The 18489-nt window shown below is 68.8% G+C and carries 13 protein-coding genes; 5 read left to right on the top strand and 8 right to left on the bottom strand.

Annotated elements, in window-relative coordinates:
• Positions 1-37 precede the first annotated feature (37 nt).
• Together AAC691_RS01165 and AAC691_RS01160 are read left to right on the top strand one after the other, a co-directional pair.
• Positions 38-1189, top strand: coding sequence for a DEAD/DEAH box helicase (locus AAC691_RS01165; RefSeq protein ID WP_342628675.1), 1152 nt, complete (start codon positions 38-40; stop codon positions 1187-1189).
• Positions 1190-1448: 259 nt separating this feature from the next.
• Positions 1449-2525: a succinylglutamate desuccinylase/aspartoacylase family protein gene (locus AAC691_RS01160; protein ID WP_176640103.1), complete on the top strand. Its 1077-nt coding sequence runs from the start codon at positions 1449-1451 to the stop codon at positions 2523-2525.
• On the opposite strand, the gene glyA is transcribed toward AAC691_RS01160, so the two are convergent.
• On the bottom strand, positions 2516-3814 hold the full coding sequence (gene glyA / locus AAC691_RS01155) for a serine hydroxymethyltransferase (protein ID WP_408906039.1): 1299 nt from the start codon (positions 3812-3814) through the stop codon (positions 2516-2518). The two genes, AAC691_RS01160 and glyA, sit on opposite strands and share 10 nt — an antisense overlap.
• 178 nt (positions 3815-3992) lie before the next feature.
• Here glyA and AAC691_RS01150 point away from each other — a divergent pair, with 178 nt between their 5' ends.
• The 3 genes from AAC691_RS01150 to AAC691_RS01140 all read left to right on the top strand — a co-directional run bounded on the left by AAC691_RS01150 (position 3993) and on the right by AAC691_RS01140 (position 7701).
• Entirely contained in the window at positions 3993-5453 is a 1461-nt protein-coding gene (locus tag AAC691_RS01150) for an amino acid permease (protein ID WP_342628674.1), read from the top strand.
• 209 nt (positions 5454-5662) lie between these two features.
• The gene (hemB, locus tag AAC691_RS01145; RefSeq protein ID WP_342628673.1) at positions 5663-6661 is read left to right on the top strand and encodes a porphobilinogen synthase; all 999 of its coding nucleotides are present in this window, start codon (positions 5663-5665) and stop codon (positions 6659-6661) included.
• Between the two features lie 260 nt (positions 6662-6921).
• A complete protein-coding gene (locus AAC691_RS01140) occupies positions 6922-7701 on the top strand; it encodes an arginyltransferase (RefSeq protein WP_342628672.1) in 780 nt (259 codons plus the stop codon).
• A 47-nt stretch (positions 7702-7748) separates the two neighbouring features.
• On the opposite strand, the gene parC is transcribed toward AAC691_RS01140, so the two are convergent.
• The 7 genes from parC to AAC691_RS01105 form a co-directional block, all read right to left on the bottom strand.
• Complete coding sequence (gene parC, locus AAC691_RS01135; protein ID WP_342628671.1) at positions 7749-9968, bottom strand: DNA topoisomerase IV subunit A; 2220 nt, start codon at positions 9966-9968, stop codon at positions 7749-7751.
• A 90-nt stretch (positions 9969-10058) separates the two neighbouring features.
• Positions 10059-10808, bottom strand: a complete 750-nt coding sequence (gene recO / locus AAC691_RS01130; protein ID WP_342628670.1) for a DNA repair protein RecO — start codon at positions 10806-10808, stop codon at positions 10059-10061.
• Positions 10809-10851: 43 nt separating this feature from the next.
• Positions 10852-11757, bottom strand: coding sequence for a translation elongation factor Ts (gene tsf / locus AAC691_RS01125; RefSeq protein WP_176640775.1), 906 nt, complete (start codon positions 11755-11757; stop codon positions 10852-10854).
• Positions 11758-12013: 256 nt separating this feature from the next.
• Entirely contained in the window at positions 12014-12793 is a 780-nt protein-coding gene (gene rpsB / locus AAC691_RS01120) for a 30S ribosomal protein S2 (RefSeq protein WP_176640776.1), read from the bottom strand.
• 202 nt (positions 12794-12995) lie between these two features.
• Positions 12996-16421 (bottom strand): DNA polymerase III subunit alpha, encoded by a 3426-nt coding sequence (gene dnaE / locus AAC691_RS01115; RefSeq protein WP_342628669.1) that lies wholly within the window; start codon positions 16419-16421, stop codon positions 12996-12998.
• A gap of 130 nt (positions 16422-16551) precedes the next feature.
• Positions 16552-17247, bottom strand: a complete 696-nt coding sequence (locus AAC691_RS01110) for an ABC transporter ATP-binding protein (protein ID WP_323990866.1) — start codon at positions 17245-17247, stop codon at positions 16552-16554.
• Positions 17240-18487, bottom strand: a complete 1248-nt coding sequence (locus AAC691_RS01105; RefSeq protein WP_176639539.1) for a lipoprotein-releasing ABC transporter permease subunit — start codon at positions 18485-18487, stop codon at positions 17240-17242. Before AAC691_RS01105 ends, AAC691_RS01110 begins: the two co-directional genes overlap by 8 nt.
• Positions 18488-18489 lie beyond the last annotated feature (2 nt).

Here is an 18489-nt window from a genome sequence, read left to right as displayed (position 1 = left end):
TTCCCCATCCGGGCCCGACAGGTATTCCCCTCCCATCATGACCGAGCTAGCCACCCGCTTCGACGATCTGGGCCTGGATCCGCGCATTCTCGCCAATGTCGCGCGGGCGGGCTATGCCGCGCCCTCGCCGATCCAGGCCCTGGCCATTCCGCCGATCCGCGACGGCCGCGACGTCGAGGCCCTGGCCCGCACCGGCACCGGCAAGACCGCGGCCTTCGTCCTGCCGACCGTCCACCGCCTGCTGGCCCAGGCCGTCCCTCCCGCCGCCGCGCCCCAGCCCCCTGGCCGGATACGCGCCCTGATCCTGTCGCCGACCCGCGAACTGGCCAGCCAGACCGCCGGCACCATCCGGACCTGCATCCGCGGCTGCGGACTGACCGTCGCCCTGGCGATCGGCGGCGTGCCCAAGGACCGCCAGACACGCGCCCTGCAGAACGGCATCGACCTGCTGGTGGCCACCCCCGGCCGGTTGCTGGACCACCTGGCCGACGGCACGATCACGCTTGAGGAAACGGGCTGCCTGGTACTGGACGAAGCCGACCGGATGCTGGATCTCGGCTTTGTCGACGACGTACGCGCGATCGCCGCCCGCCTGCCGACCCGGCACCAGACCTTGCTGTTCTCGGCTACCATGTCGCCCGCCATCTCGGCCCTGGCGCGCCAGTTGCTGCACAAGCCGCTGCGCGTCGCCCCGCCCGAGCAGTCGGCCCCGCCGCCGCGCATCCGCCAGCAGGTGATCTTCACCCCGGCCGACCGCAAGCCGGCCACCCTGGCCGCCCTGCTGCGCCAGCAGGATTCCGGCCGCACCATGGTCTTCACCCGCACCAGGCAGGCCGCGGATTCTCTGGCCCGCAGCCTGACCGGCGCCGGGATCGCCGCCGCCGCCCTGCATGGCGATCACGGACAGGCAAGGCGCGACCACACGCTGGCGGCCTTCCGCCGGGGCACGGTGCGCGCCCTGGTAGCCACCGACGTCATGGCCCGCGGCATCGATATCGACGACGTGGCCCTGGTGGTGAATTTCGACATCCCCGAGCAGCCCGAAACCTATATCCACCGGATCGGCCGTACCGCGCGGGCCGGCCGCCGGGGCACGGCCCTGTCACTCTGCGACCCGGCGGAGCGGCAATTGCTGCGCGAGATCGAGAAACGGAGCGGCGCCCGCATCGTCGCGATCGACGCCCCCTGACGCGGGATTCGGACACGGAATTCAGGCGCGGGCTTCATCGGCGCAGGCGATCGGCTGCCCCCGATCGGCTATCGACTGTGCGCCATGCATAGCACACAGCGATGTGCCCACCTCCATGGGCCGGGTGGCATTGCAGCGCCCGGGCGAGTCGATAAACTCGCGCCATGGCCGGTCCGCTCCCTTTCACCGCCGCTGGCGACTTCGGAAAAGACGAACATGTCCCTGGCCCGCCATCCGGTCAGGAAGACGGCGCGGCGCCATGAGCTGCGGTTCCACGACGCGCCCCGGCCCCTCGCCCCGCGTACGCGGCCGGCCGACATTCAGCGACACCCTGCCCCCGCCCCCCGCGCCGCTGCCGCGCTTCGACGTGGATATCCCGCCGCCGGACCTTTCCCCCTGGCTGGCCGGTAATTGCGGCATTCCCGGCGTGATGCACTACCAGGCGGCGCGGCCCGGCCCGCACGTGGTGCTGACCGCCCTGATCCACGGGAACGAATATGCCGGGGCGATCGCCCTGGACCGGCTGCTGCGCGAATCCGTCCGCCCCCGGCGCGGCCGCCTGTCGCTGGTCTTCGCCAATCTCGCCGCCTTCGCGCATTTCGACCGCGCCTCCCCCGTCGCGTCGCGCTTCGTCGATGAGGACATGAACCGGCTCTGGTGCCCGCAGATCCTCTCCAGCGCGCGCCGCTCGCACGAACTCGACCGGGCCCGCGCGATCCTGCCGGTGATCGACAGCGCCGATATCCTGATGGATCTGCATTCCATGCTCTGGCCGGGCACGCCGCTGATGCTCGCGGGCGGCGCGGAAAGCGGGCGCAGGCTATCCGCCCTGGTGGGCGACCCGCCGCTGATCGTCTCCGATCACGGCCACCGGGCCGGACCGCGGCTGATCGATTTCGTCCGGTTTTCCGATCCCCACAGCCCGGGCGCCGCCTGCCTGCTGGAGGCCGGCGCCCATTGGGCCCCCGCGACGGTCGAAGCGACCGACCATGCGATCCGCGCCCTGCTGCGCCATACCGGCCTGCTGCCGCCGCGGGACGAAGCACCTGCGCCGCCGCCGCAGCCGATGCCCCGGCATATGATGGTCACCGACATCGTCACGGCCCAGACCCCCGGCTTCCGCTTCGTCCGGCCGTTCCGCGGGGGCGAGACGATTCGCCGGCGCGGCACCCTGCTGGCGCAGGACGGACCGGACGAAATCCGCACGCCCTACCCGGACTGCATGCTGGTCATGCCCAATTTGCGCCCCGGACGAGGCCAGACGGCCGTGCGCCTGGCCATGCGCATTCCGGCCCCCGAGAGTTCAGCCGTCCGACGACAGCCCGATCAGCGATAGATCGGGAAACGCGCGCACAGGGTCCGCACCTTCCGGTGCACCGCGGCCTCGGTCTCGGGGCAGCCTTCCTCCCCTTTCTCGGCCAGCGCGGTCAGCACCTCGTCGATCATCTCGCCAACCGCGCGGAATTCCTCGACGCCGAAGCCCCGCGCCGTCGCCGCCGGGCTGCCCAGCCGGATGCCCGAGGTCACGGCCGGCTTCTCCGGATCGAACGGCACGGCGTTCTTGTTCGCGGTGATGCCGGCGCGTTCCAGCGCCCGCTCGGCCGCGCGGCCGGTCACCTTCTTGGGGCGCAGATCGACCAGGATCAGATGGCTGTCCGTGCCGCCGGTCACGATGTCGAAGCCGCGCGACAGCAGCGTGTCGGCCAGAACGCGGGCATTGGCCGCCACCGCTTCCTGATAGGCCCGGAATTCCGGCTGCAACGCCTCGCCGAACGCCACGGCCTTGGCCGCGATCACATGCATCAGCGGCCCGCCCTGAAGGCCGGGGAACACCGCCGAATTGATCTTCTTCGCCAGGTCGGCATCGTTGGTCAGGATCAGCCCGCCGCGCGGCCCGCGCAGGGTCTTGTGGGTGGTGCTGGTCACCACATGGGCGAATTGCAGCGGCGACGGATACAGGCCCGCGGCCACCAAGCCGGCGAAATGGGCCATGTCGACCATCAGATAGGCCCCGACCTCATCGGCGATGGCCCGGAAGCGCGCGAAATCGATGGTCCGCGGATAGGCCGATCCCCCCGCCACGATCAGCTTCGGCTTCTCGGCACGGGCCAGGCGCTCCATCTCCTCGTAATCCAGCAGTCCGTCCTCGCGCCGCACGCCATACTGCACCGCGCGGAACCATTTGCCGGAATAGTTCGGCGCCGCCCCATGGGTCAGGTGCCCGCCGGCCGCCAGGCTCATGCCCAGGATCGTGTCGCCCGGGCTGACCAGCGCCATGAAGGCCGCCTGGTTGGCATTCGCCCCCGAATGGGGCTGCACATTGGCGAAATCCGCCCCGAACAGCGCCTTGACCCGCTCGATCGCCAGGCTCTCGACCTTGTCCACCTCGCCGCAGCCGCCGTAATAGCGCCGGCCGGGATAGCCCTCGGCATATTTGTTGGTCAGCACGCTGCCCTGGGCCTCGAGCACGGCCTCGGACACCATGTTCTCACTGGCGATCAGCTCGATCCCCTCGCGCTGGCGCTCCAGCTCGCCGGCGATCATCCCGGCGACGGCGGGATCACGCTCGCGCAGCGACGCGCGGAAATAGGCATGCAACCCGCTCTGGCTCATCTGGTCCGGCATCGTTATAATCTCCAGTTCCTTCAACGCCGCTGCCAGTCATCGGAAGAATCCCAATGGCCTTTGCCCACGCGTCATTGTCATTTCGCGCATTCTAGCGTCTCTGGCGTCGCGAGGCCACACGGCGTTGCCGCGGGACCCAGCCTTATCCTCCCCGTCCTATTCTCAGGAGACGCACTGCATGGCGCAGCCGCCTGCCAACCAGACTGCCACGGGCTTGTTCCGCCGCAAGCGAATCGAAATCCCGAACGACAGCCACGGCCTGCGCCGCGTCCTGGGCCCCGCCAGCCTGATCGCGCTGGGCATCGGCTGCACCATCGGCGCCGGCCTGTTCTCGTTGACGGGCATCGCCGCGTCTGAAAATGCCGGGCCGGCCGTGGTCCTGTCCTATATCGTCGCCGCCATCGCCTGCGGCTTCGCCGGGCTGTGCTACAGCGAGCTGGCCAGCATGATCCCCATCGCCGGCAGCGCCTACACCTATGCCTACATGGCGCTGGGCGAAATCGTGGCCTGGATCATCGGCTGGGACCTCGTGCTGGAATACGCCGTCGGCGCCGCCGCCGTCTCGGTCAGTTGGTCGCGCTATGTCGCCTCCCTGCTCGGCACCTGGGGCATCTCGCTGCCGCCCCGCCTGCTGGCCTCGCCCTTCGAAGCCGTCACCCTGCCCGACGGCAGCCATGTCACCGGCTTCATGAACCTGCCGGCCGCCTTCATCATCTGCGTCGTCTCGGCGCTGCTGATCCGCGGCGTGTCGGAATCGGCGCGCGTCAACAGCGTCATCGTGGTGGTGAAGCTCGCGATCATCGCCGCGGTCATCGCCTTCGGCCTGCCCTATATCAAGACGGCGAACTACGTTCCCTTCATCCCGGCCAATACCGGCACGTTCGGTCATTTCGGCCTGTCGGGCATCATGCGCGCGGCCGGCACCATCTTCTTCGCCTATGTGGGCTTCGACGCCGTCTCCACCGCGGCGCAGGAAACCCGCAACCCCGCCCGCGACATGCCGATCGGCATCCTGGGCAGCCTGCTGATCTGCACCCTGGCCTATGTGACGTTCTCGCTGGTGCTGACCGGGCTGGTGAATTACCATGACATGCTGGGCGACGCGGCCCCCGTCGCCACCGCCATCGACCGCACGCCCTTCCCGTGGCTGAAGCTGGCGGTCAAGATCGGCATCATCTGCGGCTTCACCTCGGTGCTGCTGGTGCTGCTGCTGGGGCAGAGCCGCGTCTTCTACGCCATGTCGCGCGACAGGCTGCTGCCGGCGATGTTCTCTTCCATCCATCCGCAATGGCGCACGCCATGGTATTCCAACCTGCTGTTCATGGTCATCACCGGCGGCCTGGCGGCCTTCCTGCCGATCGACCAGTTGGCGCACATGACCTCGATCGGCACCCTGCTGGCCTTCGTCATCGTCTGCGTCGGCGTGATGTTCCTGCGCCGCACCGCACCGAGGCTCGAACGCCGCTTCCGCGTCCCGGGCGGTCCGGTCATTCCGGTGCTGGGCATCCTGTGCTGCCTGGCGGTCATGCTGTCGCTGGACGGGCTGACCTGGATCCGCCTGGCGGTATGGCTGATCATCGGTATGGCGATCTATTTCGGCTACAGCCGCCGTAACAGCGCCCTGGCTTCCGAATCCTGAGGCCCCTACCCTGACCTCCGTCCGGGCAGGGGCGCATGGCCGCCCCGCCCGGCCATATCTGGCGGGTTCGGCCCAGGCGGACCATACTGCCCCAAGGCTATGCGCGGCGGGCGACGGACTCGCGCCCGGCGCGCGGGTGCCCGTTACACCATCAGCCCGCAGCCGCGCCGTTCCCGCCGAACCGCCGGCGCCGGGCGCGGAGAGCGCATATGACGACGACCGGCCAATTTCCCACCACCCGCCTGCGCCGCAACCGCCGGGACGATTTCACCCGCCGCCTGGTCGCCGAGACGACGCTCGCGGTCGACAACCTGATCTGGCCGATCTTCGTGATCGAAGGCGCCGACACCCGGGCCGAAGTGGCCTCGATGCCCGGCGTGCTGCGCGTCACGCTGGACCGGCTGGCTGCCCACGTCGAACCGGCGGCGGCGCTGGGCATCCCGGCCCTGGCGCTGTTCCCCGTCACCCCCCCGGCGCTGCGCGACGCCCAGGGGACCGAGGCCCTGAACCCCGACAACCTGATCTGCCGCGCCGCCCGGCTGCTGAAGCGCGAATTCCCGCATATGGGGCTGGTCGGGGACGTGGCGCTGGACCCCTATACCGACCACGGGCATGACGGCGTGATCCGCGACGGCTATGTCGCCAATGACGAGTCGGTCGCCATCCTGTCGCGCCAGGCCGTCAACCAGGCCGCGGCGGGCATCGACATCATCGCGCCGTCCGACATGATGGACGGCCGCGTCGGCGCCATCCGCCGCGACCTGGACGCCCAGGGCCTGACCGATACGCGGATCATGTCCTACGCCGTCAAATACGCCAGCGCCTTCTACGGCCCGTTTCGCGACGCGCTGGGCTCGGGCGGCCTGCTGAAGGGCGACAAGAAGACCTACCAGATGGATCCGGCCAACAGCGACGAGGCCCTACGCGAAGTGGCACAGGACCTGGCCGAGGGCGCGGACATGGTCATGGTCAAGCCCGGCATGCCCTATCTGGACGTCATCCGCCGCGTGCGCGAGCGGTTCGCGGTGCCGACCTTCGCCTACCAGGTGTCGGGCGAATACGCCATGCTGGCCGGGGCGATGGAGCGCGGCTGGCTGGACCGCGACCGCGCGATCCTGGAAAGCCTGATGGGCTTTCGCCGCGCCGGGGCCAGCGGGGTGCTGACCTATTTCGCGGTCGAGGCCGCCCGGCTACTCCGCGCCGGCTGATTCCCCGCCGGCCGGCCCCGTGCCCGAAGCGTCACGCCGACGTCACAAATCTCGGCCCGCACGGCAGATTGTGATGCAAACGCGCGATCAAACCGTTACCATCGGCCGGAAAGCGGGGGCCGCGCGACGCAGCATTCTCCTGGTGGCCTGCCGACCGCCGGAATTCGTGCCGAATTTCGGCGGCGGGACACCGGGGCGTTCGCCCGGCGGCCCGCGTCGCCAATCGGCCCGCCGGGCGCTGTATCCTGTCGAGGAGGCGTATGACCTATACATCGCCGCGTCGTCCGCAACTGTTCTACACGACGGCGCCAATGCCCTGTCCCTATGTCTCCGGCCGGATGGAGCGCAAGGTCGTCACCGACATCGGCGGCCCGGACGCCGAGCGGCTGCATAACCGCCTGTCCCGCGCCGGTTTCCGGCGCAGCCACACCATCGCCTACGCCCCGGTCTGCCCGGCCTGCAGCGCCTGCGTGCCGATCCGCGTCCCGGTCGCGACCTTCGCCCCCGACCGCACGCAGCGCCGCATCTTGCGCCGCAACGCGGCCATCGAAGGGTTCGAGGTCCCGGCCCACGCCACGACCGAGCAATTCACCCTCTTCCAGCGCTACCAGTTCGCCCGCCATGCCGACGGCGACATGGCGGCGATGAATTTCTACGATTATCGCGCGATGATCGAGGATACGCCCATCGACACGCTGATGGTCGAATTCCGCACCCAGGAAGACCAGTTGGTCTGTGTCAGCCTGATCGACCGGCTGGATGACGGGCTGTCGGCCGTCTACAGCTTCTTCGACCCGACAATGGAATCCCGCTCGCTCGGCGCCTATGCCATCATGCACCTGATCGCGCATACGCGGCGGCTGGGTCTGCCCTATCTCTATCTGGGCTACTGGATCCGCGACAGCGCGAAAATGGCCTACAAGGCCCGATTCCGCCCGGCGGAAATCCTGTTCCGCGGCGCATGGACCCCCCTGAACCACCAGAACCTGCCCGAGGAAGGCGCCGGCATGGCCCGCTTCCCGGTCGCATTCCCCGAATAGGGCGCGCGCTCCGCGCGCCTCAGAGGCTGTGTCACAGCCTCTGCCTCTCATGCTTTGGGGCGCGGCTTGCGGGTGGCCCAGGCCGGGGCGGGACGGCCCACATCCGCGCGCTTGCCCAGATAATCGCGGAAATCGGCAAAGGGGCGGACCCGCGCCGGATCGGGCCACGCCACCCCGGCCTCGGACGACAGGATGCAGGCGTCCATCAGGCCGCCTTCCTTGTATTTCTGCAGCGCGACCCCCAGTCCGCGCGCCATTTCCGGCAGTTGCCCCACCGGAAAGACCAGCATGCGCCGGTTCTGGCCCAGCACCACGACATGATCGCCCGATACCGCCAGGCAGATCCGTGCGCTTTCGGCATCCTTCAGGTTCAGCACCTGCTTGCCGGTGCGCTTTTCGGCGACCATGTCCTCGTCGCGCACCACCAGCCCGCGCCCGGCGCTGGACGCCAGCAGATGCCGCCCCCCCTCGCGCACCACGAAGATGTCGACCACGTCCTCGTCATTCGACAGATCCACCAGCAGGCGGATCGGCTGGCCGTCGCCCCGCCCGCGCGGCAGGTCGGCGGCACGCAGGGTAAAGGCCCTGCCATCGGTCGCGAAGAAGCACAGGCGATCGGTGGAGTGGCACTCCACCGCCATGCGGAACCCGTCGCCTTCCTTGAATTTCTGCGCCGCCACGTCGATGCCGTGCCCCTTCAGTGCCTTGACCCAGCCCTTGGCCGACAGGATCAGGGTCAGCGGCTCGCGCTCGACCGCCTCGGCCACCGACACGTCGATCGCACGCGGCGGCTCGGCCAGTTCGCTGCGCCGCGCGCCCAGCGCGCCGCCGCCGAAGGATTTGCGGATCGCCTTCAACTCCTCGGTGATCCGCTTCCAGCGCAGCGCCTCGCTGTCCAGCAGCGCCAGCAGCTCCCCGCGCTCGGCCGTCAGCGCCGCATGCTCCTTGCGGATCTCCATCTCCTCCAGCCGGCGCAGGCTGCGCAGGCGCATGTTCAGGATGGATTCGGCCTGCAACTCGGTCAGCGTGAACGCGGCGATCAGCCCGGCCTTGGCGTCGTCCTCCTCGCGGACGATGCGAATGACCTCGTCCAGGTTCAGATAGACCGCCAGGAATCCGTCCAGGATCTCCAGCCGGCGATCCACCGCCTGCAGCCGGTGGCGGCTGCGCCGCTGCAGCACATCGTGCCGATGGTCCAGCCAGGCCCGCAGCACCTCGCGCAGGCTACGCACGCCGGGCACCCTGTCCGCGCCCAGCACATTCATGTTCAGCCCGAACCGGCTTTCCAGCGCGGTGGCGCGGAACAGCGTCTCCATCAGTACTTCGGGTTCGACGCCGCGCGATTTCGGCTCCAGCACCAGCCGGATATCCGTCGTGCTCTCATCGCGGATATCGCCCAGCAGCGGCAGCTTCTTCTGCTCCATCAGATCCGCGATCTGCTCGATCAGGCGGGATTTCTGCACCTGGTACGGGATTTCCGTCACCACGATCTGCCAGGTGCCGAACCGCCCCTGCTCGACCGACCAGCGGGCCCGGATGCGGATGCTGCCCCGTCCGGTCTCATAGGCCTGCAACAGGCTCGCCCGGTCCTCGACGATCAGGCCGCCGGTCGGGAAATCCGGACCCGGCATGTCTTCCATCAGTTCGGCCACCGTCGCGTCGGGCCGGCGGATCAGCGTCATCGCCGCGGCGCAGACCTCGCCGACATTATGGGGCGGAATGCTGGTCGCCATCCCCACCGCGATTCCCGCCGCGCCATTGGCCAGCAGGTTGGGAAACGCCGCCGGCAGGACCACCGGCTCCTGCTCTTCGCCGTCATAGGTCGGGCGGAAATCGACCGCGTCATCGTCGATTCCCTCCAGCAGCGCGCGGGCCACCTCGGTCATCCGCGCTTCGGTGTACCGCATCGCCGCGGCGTTATCGCCGTCGATCGACCCGAAATTGCCCTGGCCTTCGACCAGCGGGTACCGCACCGCGAAATCCTGCGCCAGCCGCACCAGGGCCTCATAGACCGACGCATCGCCGTGCGGATGGTATTTACCGATGACGTCGCCGACCACGCGGGCGCATTTCTTGAACCCCGCCGAGGGGTCCAGGCGCAATTGCCGCATCGCGTAGATCATCCGCCGATGCACCGGCTTCAGCCCGTCGCGCACATCGGGCAGCGAGCGCGACATGATGGTGGACATCGCATAGGCCAGGTACCGTTCGCTCAGCGCGTCGGCGAGCCGGGTTTCCTCGATATGGCCGCTGGTATCCACTGTCATGCGTTCCTCCTGTCGGGGGAACAGATAGAGAAAACACCGGATTTGTCCACTGCCGCACCTGCTGCCATACTTGACGCCGGCAAGCCGCGATCACGCCATATCGGGCAGTTCCGCGACCATGTCCGCCAGCCGCAGCCGGGCGGGGGGCAGCGGACGATGGCGCTGGCCGAACGCGTCGCGCGCCAGGAAATGCCCGGTCAGACGCAGCCCGTCGCACCAGTCCCGGTGCGTGCCGGGGTCCGCTTCATCCAGGAAAAGCGGCGGCAGCCGCAGCAGGCGCGGCCGCCACGCCCCGGCCGCCGCGTCGCCGACCGCCCGCCCGGTGCGCGGCGAGACCCAGGCCAGGTCCTCCCGCCCGCCTCCCAGCGCACAGGCCGACAGATCCATGCCATAGCCCAGGTCGCTCAGCAGACAGGCTTCCCACCGCAGCAGCGCGGCCATGCCGCTCCACCCCGCCAGGTCCGGATCCAGGCCGATCAGGCTGAAGAAACGGGTCAGAAGATGGAAGATGCGCGGATGGGGCTCGCGCTCCGGCAGGCTGCCATCCGCCACCGCGCAGGTCGAAGCCAGCATGGCCATCGCCAGCGGCGCCGTCATCAGCCGTGCGGCCGGGCCATGCACCAGTTCGCCCGACAGATTGCCCAGTTGGTCCGGCAGGCGCGCGCGCCATGCCGCGCGGATCAGGTTGCCGGGCTGCCACAGCGCCCGGTTGGCCCGCGCCGTGCCCCCGCGCGCCAGACCGTGGACCAGCCCGTATTCCTCGGTCAGCAGGTGGATGATGGCGCTGCTTTCGCCATAGGGCGCCGCGGACAGCACAAGGGCGGGTACCTCCCATTCCATCAGGAAGGCCCCGCCCCGTCCAGGCTCGATGATGCCGCGTCGATCAGACGCCGGCCGCCTTGGCGACCTCGGCCGCGAAGTCGTTCTCTTCCTTCTCGATGCCTTCGCCCAGTTGGAAGCGATCGAACGCCACCAGTTTGGCGCCGGCCTTCTCGACGATCTTGCGCACCCGGCTTTCGCCGTCATGCACCCACACCTGCTCCAGCAGGACCACTTCCTCGTAGAACTTGCGGATGCGGCCCTCGACCATCTTCTCGATGATCGCCTCGGGCTTGCCTGACGCACGGGCCTGCTCGATCAGGACGGCGCGCTCGCGCTCCAGCGACGCCGGATCGACGCTGTCGATATCCAGCGCGGCCGGACGGGTCGCGGCGACATGCATGCCGACCTGGCGGCCCAGAATCTCCAGCGCCTCGTTGCCCGACGGGGCCTCGATCGCGGCCAGAACGCCGATCTTGCCCAGGCCCGGACGCACGGCCGAATGGATGTAGCTGGCCACGACGCCCGACGGCACGCTCAGCACGCGCGCGCGGCGGATCGACATGTTCTCACCGATCGTGGCGATCAGGTGGGTCAGTTCGTCGGCGACCGTGCGGCCGCTCTCCAGCACCACGGCCTTGATCTTCTCCAGGTCCTCGCCGGCGGTCAGCGCGGCCTTGGCCACGGCCTCGACGAAGTTCTGGAAGCTCTCGTTACGGGCGACGAAATCGGTCTCGGCATTCACCTCGACCATCGCGGCGACGCAGTCGGACGACGCGACGCCGACCAGGCCCTCGGCCGTCACGCGGCCGGACTTCTTCGCCGCGGCGGCCAGGCCCTTCTTGCGCAGCCAGTCGATCGCGCCCTCGATCTCGCCGCCGGCCTCGTTCAGGGCCTTCTTGCAGTCCATCATGCCGGCGCCGGTCTTCTCGCGAAGTTCCTTCACCAGGGCTGCGGTAATCTCCGCCATATCCGTCTCTCCTCAAGGCAGGCGCGCCCTGCCGAACCGGCAGGGCGCGCGCTTGCGTCTGTCATCATGCCGGTTCCCCCCGCTGGCCGCCGATGCCGTACGGGCGAAAACCCCTCACACTCCAGCCCGCCCGGTGCCGCACGCGCGGGAAGCGCCTGCATGTCCCGTCAGCGAACGGACACGGCAAGCATTATCCGAACGGCCCGCCGGTCCGGGAGATTCTTCGATGAATCGTCCCGCCGGGCGGCCCCCGGGGTCAGACCGCCTGGGCCTCGGCAGCGTCGGCCTCGGCCACGGTGTCGATCGGCAGTTCCTCGGCCGCGCCGAAATCCTGGCCCGACGCGCCCAGCTCGGCCGAAATGCCGTCCAGGACAGCGCCCGACACCAGCTCGCAATACAGCGCGATGGCGCGGATGGCGTCGTCATTGCCCGGGATCGGGAAGGTCACGCCGCGCGGGTCGGAATTGCTGTCCAGCACCGCCACGACCGGAATGCCCAGCTTGTTGGCTTCCTCGACCGCCAGCTTCTCCTTGTTCGTGTCGATGACGAACAGGATGTCCGGCAGGCCGCCCATTTCCTTGATGCCGCCCAGCGAGCGTTCCAGCTTCTCGCGGTTGCGGGTGATGTCCAGGATTTCCTTCTTCGTCAGGCCCTGGGTATCGCCGGCCAGCATGTCGTCGATCTGGCGCAGGCGCTTGATCGAACCGGTGATGGTCTTCCAGTTCGTCAGCATGCCGCCCAGCCAGCGATGGTTGACGTAGTACTGGCCGCAACGCTTCGCGGCATCGGCGATCTGGTCCGCCGCGGCGCGCTTGGTGCCGACGAACAGCACGCGGCCGCCGCCGGCCACGGTGTCGCGAATCGCCTTCAGCGCACGGTCCAGCATCGGCACCGTCTGCTGCAGGTCGATGATGTGCACCTGATTGCGCACGCCGAACAGGAACGGCGCCATGCGCGGGTTCCAGCGGCGGGTGTGGTGTCCGAAATGCACGCCGGCTTCCAATAGCTGGCGCATCGTGAAATCGGGCATAGCCATGATCGGCCAAATCCTTGCTCTTCTGGTTGGTCCTCCGCGAAGCGCCGGTCCCGCGCGGGACACCAGAGGCATTGCTTCGCGTGCGAATTGCCGGCCGAACCGGCCGACGGGCGTCGATATGACGATTTTTCCCACGCAATGCAAGCGCCCACCGGCCGAAAACCGCCAACACAAGGTGCCCGGAGGTCCCTGGGCCGGCCGGCTAGCCCTGCTCGACCTTCTCCACGCCGGGCACGGCGCGGATCATCTGCGCCATGCGCGGCGTCACCCGGTACGCGCCCCCCAGGCGCACTTCGACATCCCGCGTCTCGGCCACCGAGGGCAGCAGGATCACCTTGCCGCGTCCCCCCTTCTCGTCGGACAGGATGGAATGGATCGGGCCGATCGCCTCCTCGCGGTCGAACCAGATGCGCAGTTCCGCCGCCGCGTCCGCCGCCGCCTGCTCCAGCGACACGACGTCGCTGGCGGTGATGCGCAGCGCGTCGCCATCCAGGCGCAGCTCGGCGCTGACCAGCACGGCGGTCCCGGCGGTCAGGACGTCGCGGGTGCGCGACAGCACTTCGGAAAACAGCGTGACTTCGCACCCGCCGCTGGCGTCCGACAGGCGCACCCAGGCCATCTTGCTGCCGGTGCGGGTCGGGCGCTCCTTGCGGTCGATCACGCAGCCGGCGACCTTCACCCGCGTCAGCCCGGCCTGGGCCGCGGCTTCCAGCCCGCTGGCCCGCACCACTCCCAGCCGGCGCATCAACAGCCCGTACGAATCCAGCGGATGCGCCGTCATGTGAAAGCCGATCGCCTCGGCCTCCATGCTCAGCCGCTCGAATTCCGGCCAGTCCGCCACCTCCGGCAGGCGCAGCGGCTCGGGCGACGCGTTCCCGCCGCCGCCGAACAGCCCGATCTGCCCACTGGCCGCCTCCTGGGCCTGGGCATTGGCGCGGCGCAGCACGGTTTCGGCCGCAGCCGCCACCAGGGCGCGGTTGGGCACGACCCGGTCGAAAGCCCCTGCCTTGGCCAGGTTCTCGATCTGCATCTTGTTCAACTGCCTGGGGTCGACCCGCGCCGCCAGGTCCGCCAGGTCGGCGAACGGCCGCCGCCCCCGCGCGGCCACCAGCGCCTCCATCGCCGCGAAGCCGACCTTCTTCACCGCCGCCAGGGCATAGCGGATGCCCAGCCGTCCATCCTCCAACCGCTCGACGGTGAAATCGGCGCCCGACATATTGATGTCGGGCGGCAACACCGGAATGCCCAGCCGCTCGGCCTCCTGCCGCAGGGCCGCAAGCTTGTCGGTCTTTTCCCGCGCCAGCGACATGCAGGCCGCAAGAAACGGCACCGGATGGTTCGCCTTCATCCAGGCCGTCTGGTACGACACCAGGGCATAGGCCGCCGCGTGGGATTTGTTGAACCCGTAATCGGCGAATTTCGCCATCAGGTCGAAGACCTCGACCGCCTTGTCGCGATCGATGCCGCGCCCCACCGCGCCCTCGGTGAAGATCTCGCGCTGCTTGTCCATCTCGGCGCGGATCTTCTTGCCCATCGCACGGCGCAACAGGTCGGCCCCGCCCAGGCTGTAGCCTGCCATCTTCTGGGCGATCTGCATCACCTGCTCCTGGTAGACCATGATGCCATAGGTCTCTTCCAGGATCGAACGGATCTCCTCGTGCGGCGGCTCCCACGCCTCGCCGTGCTTGCGGCGGCAATAATCGGGAATGTTCGCCATCGGCCCCGGGCGATACAGCGCCACCGCGGCGATCAGGTCCTCCAGCCGGGTGGGGCGCATCTGCTTCAGGACGTCGCGCATCCCCGCCCCTTCGAACTGAAACACCCCGCCGGTGTCGCCCCGCGCCAGCATCTCGTACGTCAGCGGATCGTCCAGCGGCAGCGCCGACAGGTCCACCGTCTCGCCCAGGCCCTTCAGGAACTGCACCGCCCGCTGCAGGATCGTCAGCGTCGTCAGGCCCAGGAAGTCGAACTTCACCAGCCCCGCCTGCTCGACGAACTTCATGTTGTACTGGGTGACCAGCATGTCGCTCTTCGGATCGCGATAGAGCGGCACCAGTTCGACCAGTTGCCGGTCCCCGATCACCACGCCGGCGGCATGGGTGCTGGCATGGCGATACAGGCCTTCCAGTTGCAGGCCGATCTCCAGCAGCCGGCGGATCGCCTCGTCCGCGTCGCGCATCTCCTGCAGGCGCGGCTCGCCCTCGATCGCCTGCTTCAGGGTCACCGGCTTGGCCGGGTTGTTCGGGATCAGCTCGGCGACCTTGTTGACCATGCCGAACGGCAGGCCCAGCACGCGCCCCACGTCGCGCACGGCGGCCCGAGCCTGCAATTTTCCGAAGGTGATGATCTGTGCCACCCGGTCGGGGCCATATTCGCTCCGCACATAGCGGATCACCTCGTCACGCCGGTCCTGGCAGAAATCGATGTCGAAATCCGGCATCGACACGCGCTCGGGGTTCAGGAAGCGCTCGAACAGCAGGTTGAAGGGAATCGGATCGATATCGGTGATCGTCAGCGCCCAGGCCGCCAGCGATCCGGCGCCCGAGCCGCGCCCGGGCCCCACCGGGATGTCGTGCGCCTTCGCCCACTGGATGAAGTCCGCGACGATCATGAAATAGCCGGGGAATCCCATCTTCGCGATGATATCCAGCTCGAAGGTCAGCCGCTCGCGATAGGCGCGGCGCGTTTCCTCATCCAGCGTCATGCGCTCCAGGCGCCGCGCCAGCCCGTCGGCCGCCATGGCGCGCAGCGTCTCTTCCTCGGTCGATCCCGGCTGCACCTTGGGACAGACCGGCAGCAGCGGCTTGCGCGTCTCCACCCGCACGGCACAGCGCCGGGCGATCGCCAGCGTGTTGTCGCAGGCTTCCGGCAGGTCGGCGAACAGCTCGCGCATCATCGCCGGGGTCTTGAACCAGTGTTCCGGCGTCACCCGCCAGCGATCACGCTCGGCCATCGTGCGGCCCTGGGCGATGCACAGCAGCGCGTCATGCGCCTCGTACAGGTCGGGGCGGGGAAAGAAACATTCGTTGGTCGCCACCAGCGGCAGGCCCAACTGGTCGGCCAGATGGATCACCCCGGGTTCCACCGCCCGCTCGACCGGCAGCCCGTGGCGATGCAGTTCGACCGCCAGCCGGTCGCCGAAGGCGCCCTGCAATCGTTCAAGGAAACGCCGCGCCTCGTCCTCCTGCCCGTCGGCCAGCATGCGAAACAGCGGCCCGCGCGTCCCGCCGGTCAGCAGCATCAGCCCTTCGGAGCGCGCGCACAGCAGCTCGGGCGACACCATGGGCTCGGCGGCATCCCCCTGCAGGAACCCTTGCGAGGACAGATATTGCAGGTTCGCAAGCCCGGTCTCGTCCTGCGCCAGCAGGACCACCGGCTCGGCCGGCAGGCCGGGCTTGTCCGCCCGCGGCGGCAGGCCGACCTGGCAGCCGATGATCGGCTGCACCCCCTTGCCCGAGCAATATTGCGAGAATTCCAGCGCGCCGAACAGATTGCCGGTATCGGTGATGGCCACCGCCGGCATGCGCATCTCCTGCGCCAGTCCGGCCAGCTCGGCGACGCGAATCGCCCCCTGGCTGAGCGAGTAGGCGGAATGGACGCGAAGATGGACGAAATCGGCGTGCGACATGCCGCAAGCCTACCCTATCCTCTGCCCCGGCGGTATCACCCCCCCGCCGGGAAAGCGTATCCCCCGGAACGCCTGCCCTGGCCCGCTTCCCCTGACCCTTCCCTTGACCCGCTTCCCCTGGCCGGCTGCTTCAGTGACGGGCCAGTTCCACCAGCCTGCCCTCGCGCAGCGTCACCACCCGGTCCATCCGCGCGGCCAGCGCGTCGTTGTGGGTGGCGATCAGCGCCGCGACGCCCTCGCCCCGCACCATGCGCAGCAATTCGTCGAACACGGTGTCCGCGGTATGGACGTCCAGATTTCCCGTCGGCTCGTCCGCCAGCAGGATGCCCGGCCGGTTCGCCAGCGCCCGGGCGATGGCCACGCGCTGCTTCTCGCCGCCCGACAGCCGCCCCGGCAGATGCTCCAGCCGATGCCCCAGCCCGAAGGCGCCCAGCAGCGAATCGGCCCGCGCCCGCGCGTCGGCGCGCGGCACGCCGGCGATCAGTTGCGGCAGGATCACGTTTTCCCGGGCGGTGAACTCCGCCAGCAGATGATGGAACTGATAGACGAATCCGATGCGCCGGCGGCGGATCGCCGTGCGCTCCAGGTCGCCCAGCCGCCCCGCATCCTGGCCGCCGACCACGACCTGCCCCCGGTCGGGCGACTCCAGCAGCCCGGCCAGGTGCAGCAATGTCGACTTGCCGGTCCCCGACGGCGCCACCAGGGCCACGATCTCGCCGGCGCGCAGGGCCAGGTCCACGCCCTGCAGCACGTCCAGCACCTCGTCCCCACTGCGAAAGGTCCGCCAGACGCCCGACAGCACCAGCGGCGTCACAGCCTCACTCATGGCGCAGCGCCTCCACCGGATCGGTCCGCGCCGCGCGCCAGGACGGGTACAGCGTCGCCAGCAGCGACAGGCTCAGCGCCATGACGATCACCTCGACCACCTGCGACCAGATCAGCTTCTCCGGCAGGTGCTCCAGGTAATAGACCGTGGGATTGAACAGGTTCGTCCCGGTCAGCGACTGCAGGAACTGCCGGATCCGCTCGATGTTCAGGCAGAACACGATGCCCAGCACGGTGCCGATTACCGTCCCCGTCACCCCCACCGAGGCGCCGCACATCAGGAAGATGCGCATGATCGCCCCCCGGCTGGCCCCGATGGTGCGCAGCACGGCGATATCGGCCGTCTTGTCTTTCACCATCATGATCAGCGACGAAATCACGTTGAATGCCGCCACCAGCACGATCAGGGTCAGGATCAGGAACATCACGTTCTGCTCCACCGTCACCGCGCCGAAGAACGCATTATTGGTCTGCGTCCAGTCCAGCACGCGGATCCGGCTGTCGCCCACCGCGCGCTCGATCGCCGCGCGCACCGGCTGGACGTTGGTGGCATCGCGGGTCATCACCTGGATCTGCGTCACCTGGTCGGGCATCTGGAAATAAACCTGCGCGGCCGGCAGCGGCAGAAAGACATATGAACTGTTATAATCATTCATCCCGGCGTCGAAGATCGCCACCACGTGATACGCCCTGATCCGCGGCATGGTGCCGAACGGCGTGGCCGCTCCGTTGGGCGAAATCAGCGTCAGCCGCGACCCGACCGACAGGCCGGCCCGTTCGGCCAGGGTCACGCCGATGATGATCGCGTCATTGCCGTCGAACCCGTCCAGCGACCCCGCGACCAGCGAATCGCTGACCTCGTGCAGGTCGCGCAGGCCCGCGCGGGTCATGCCGCGCACCATCCCCCCCGTATTGTAGCTGCCGGCGCTCAGCAGCACCTGCCCCTCGATCAGCGGCGTGGCGGCCGTCACGCCCGGCACGTGCCGCACGGTGGCGGCCAGGTCGTCGTAATTCCCGATCGAGCGGCTGACGCTGAACAGGCTCATATCCCCGTTCAACCCCAGGATACGGCCCATCAGATCGGCCTTGAACCCGTTCATCACCGCCATGACGATGATCAGGGTCGCCACCCCCAGGGCAATCCCGACCAGCGAGAAGATGGCGATGACCGACACGAACCGCTCGCCCTTGCGGGCGCGCAGATAGCGCCCGGCCACCGCGCGCTCGAATGGACCGAACATGA

Source organism: Nguyenibacter vanlangensis (genome assembly GCF_038719015.1).
Classification (GTDB): domain Bacteria; phylum Pseudomonadota; class Alphaproteobacteria; order Acetobacterales; family Acetobacteraceae; genus Gluconacetobacter; species Gluconacetobacter vanlangensis.
Note: the sequence above shows the minus strand (reverse complement) of the source record. Positions and strands in the feature narration are given on the sequence as shown.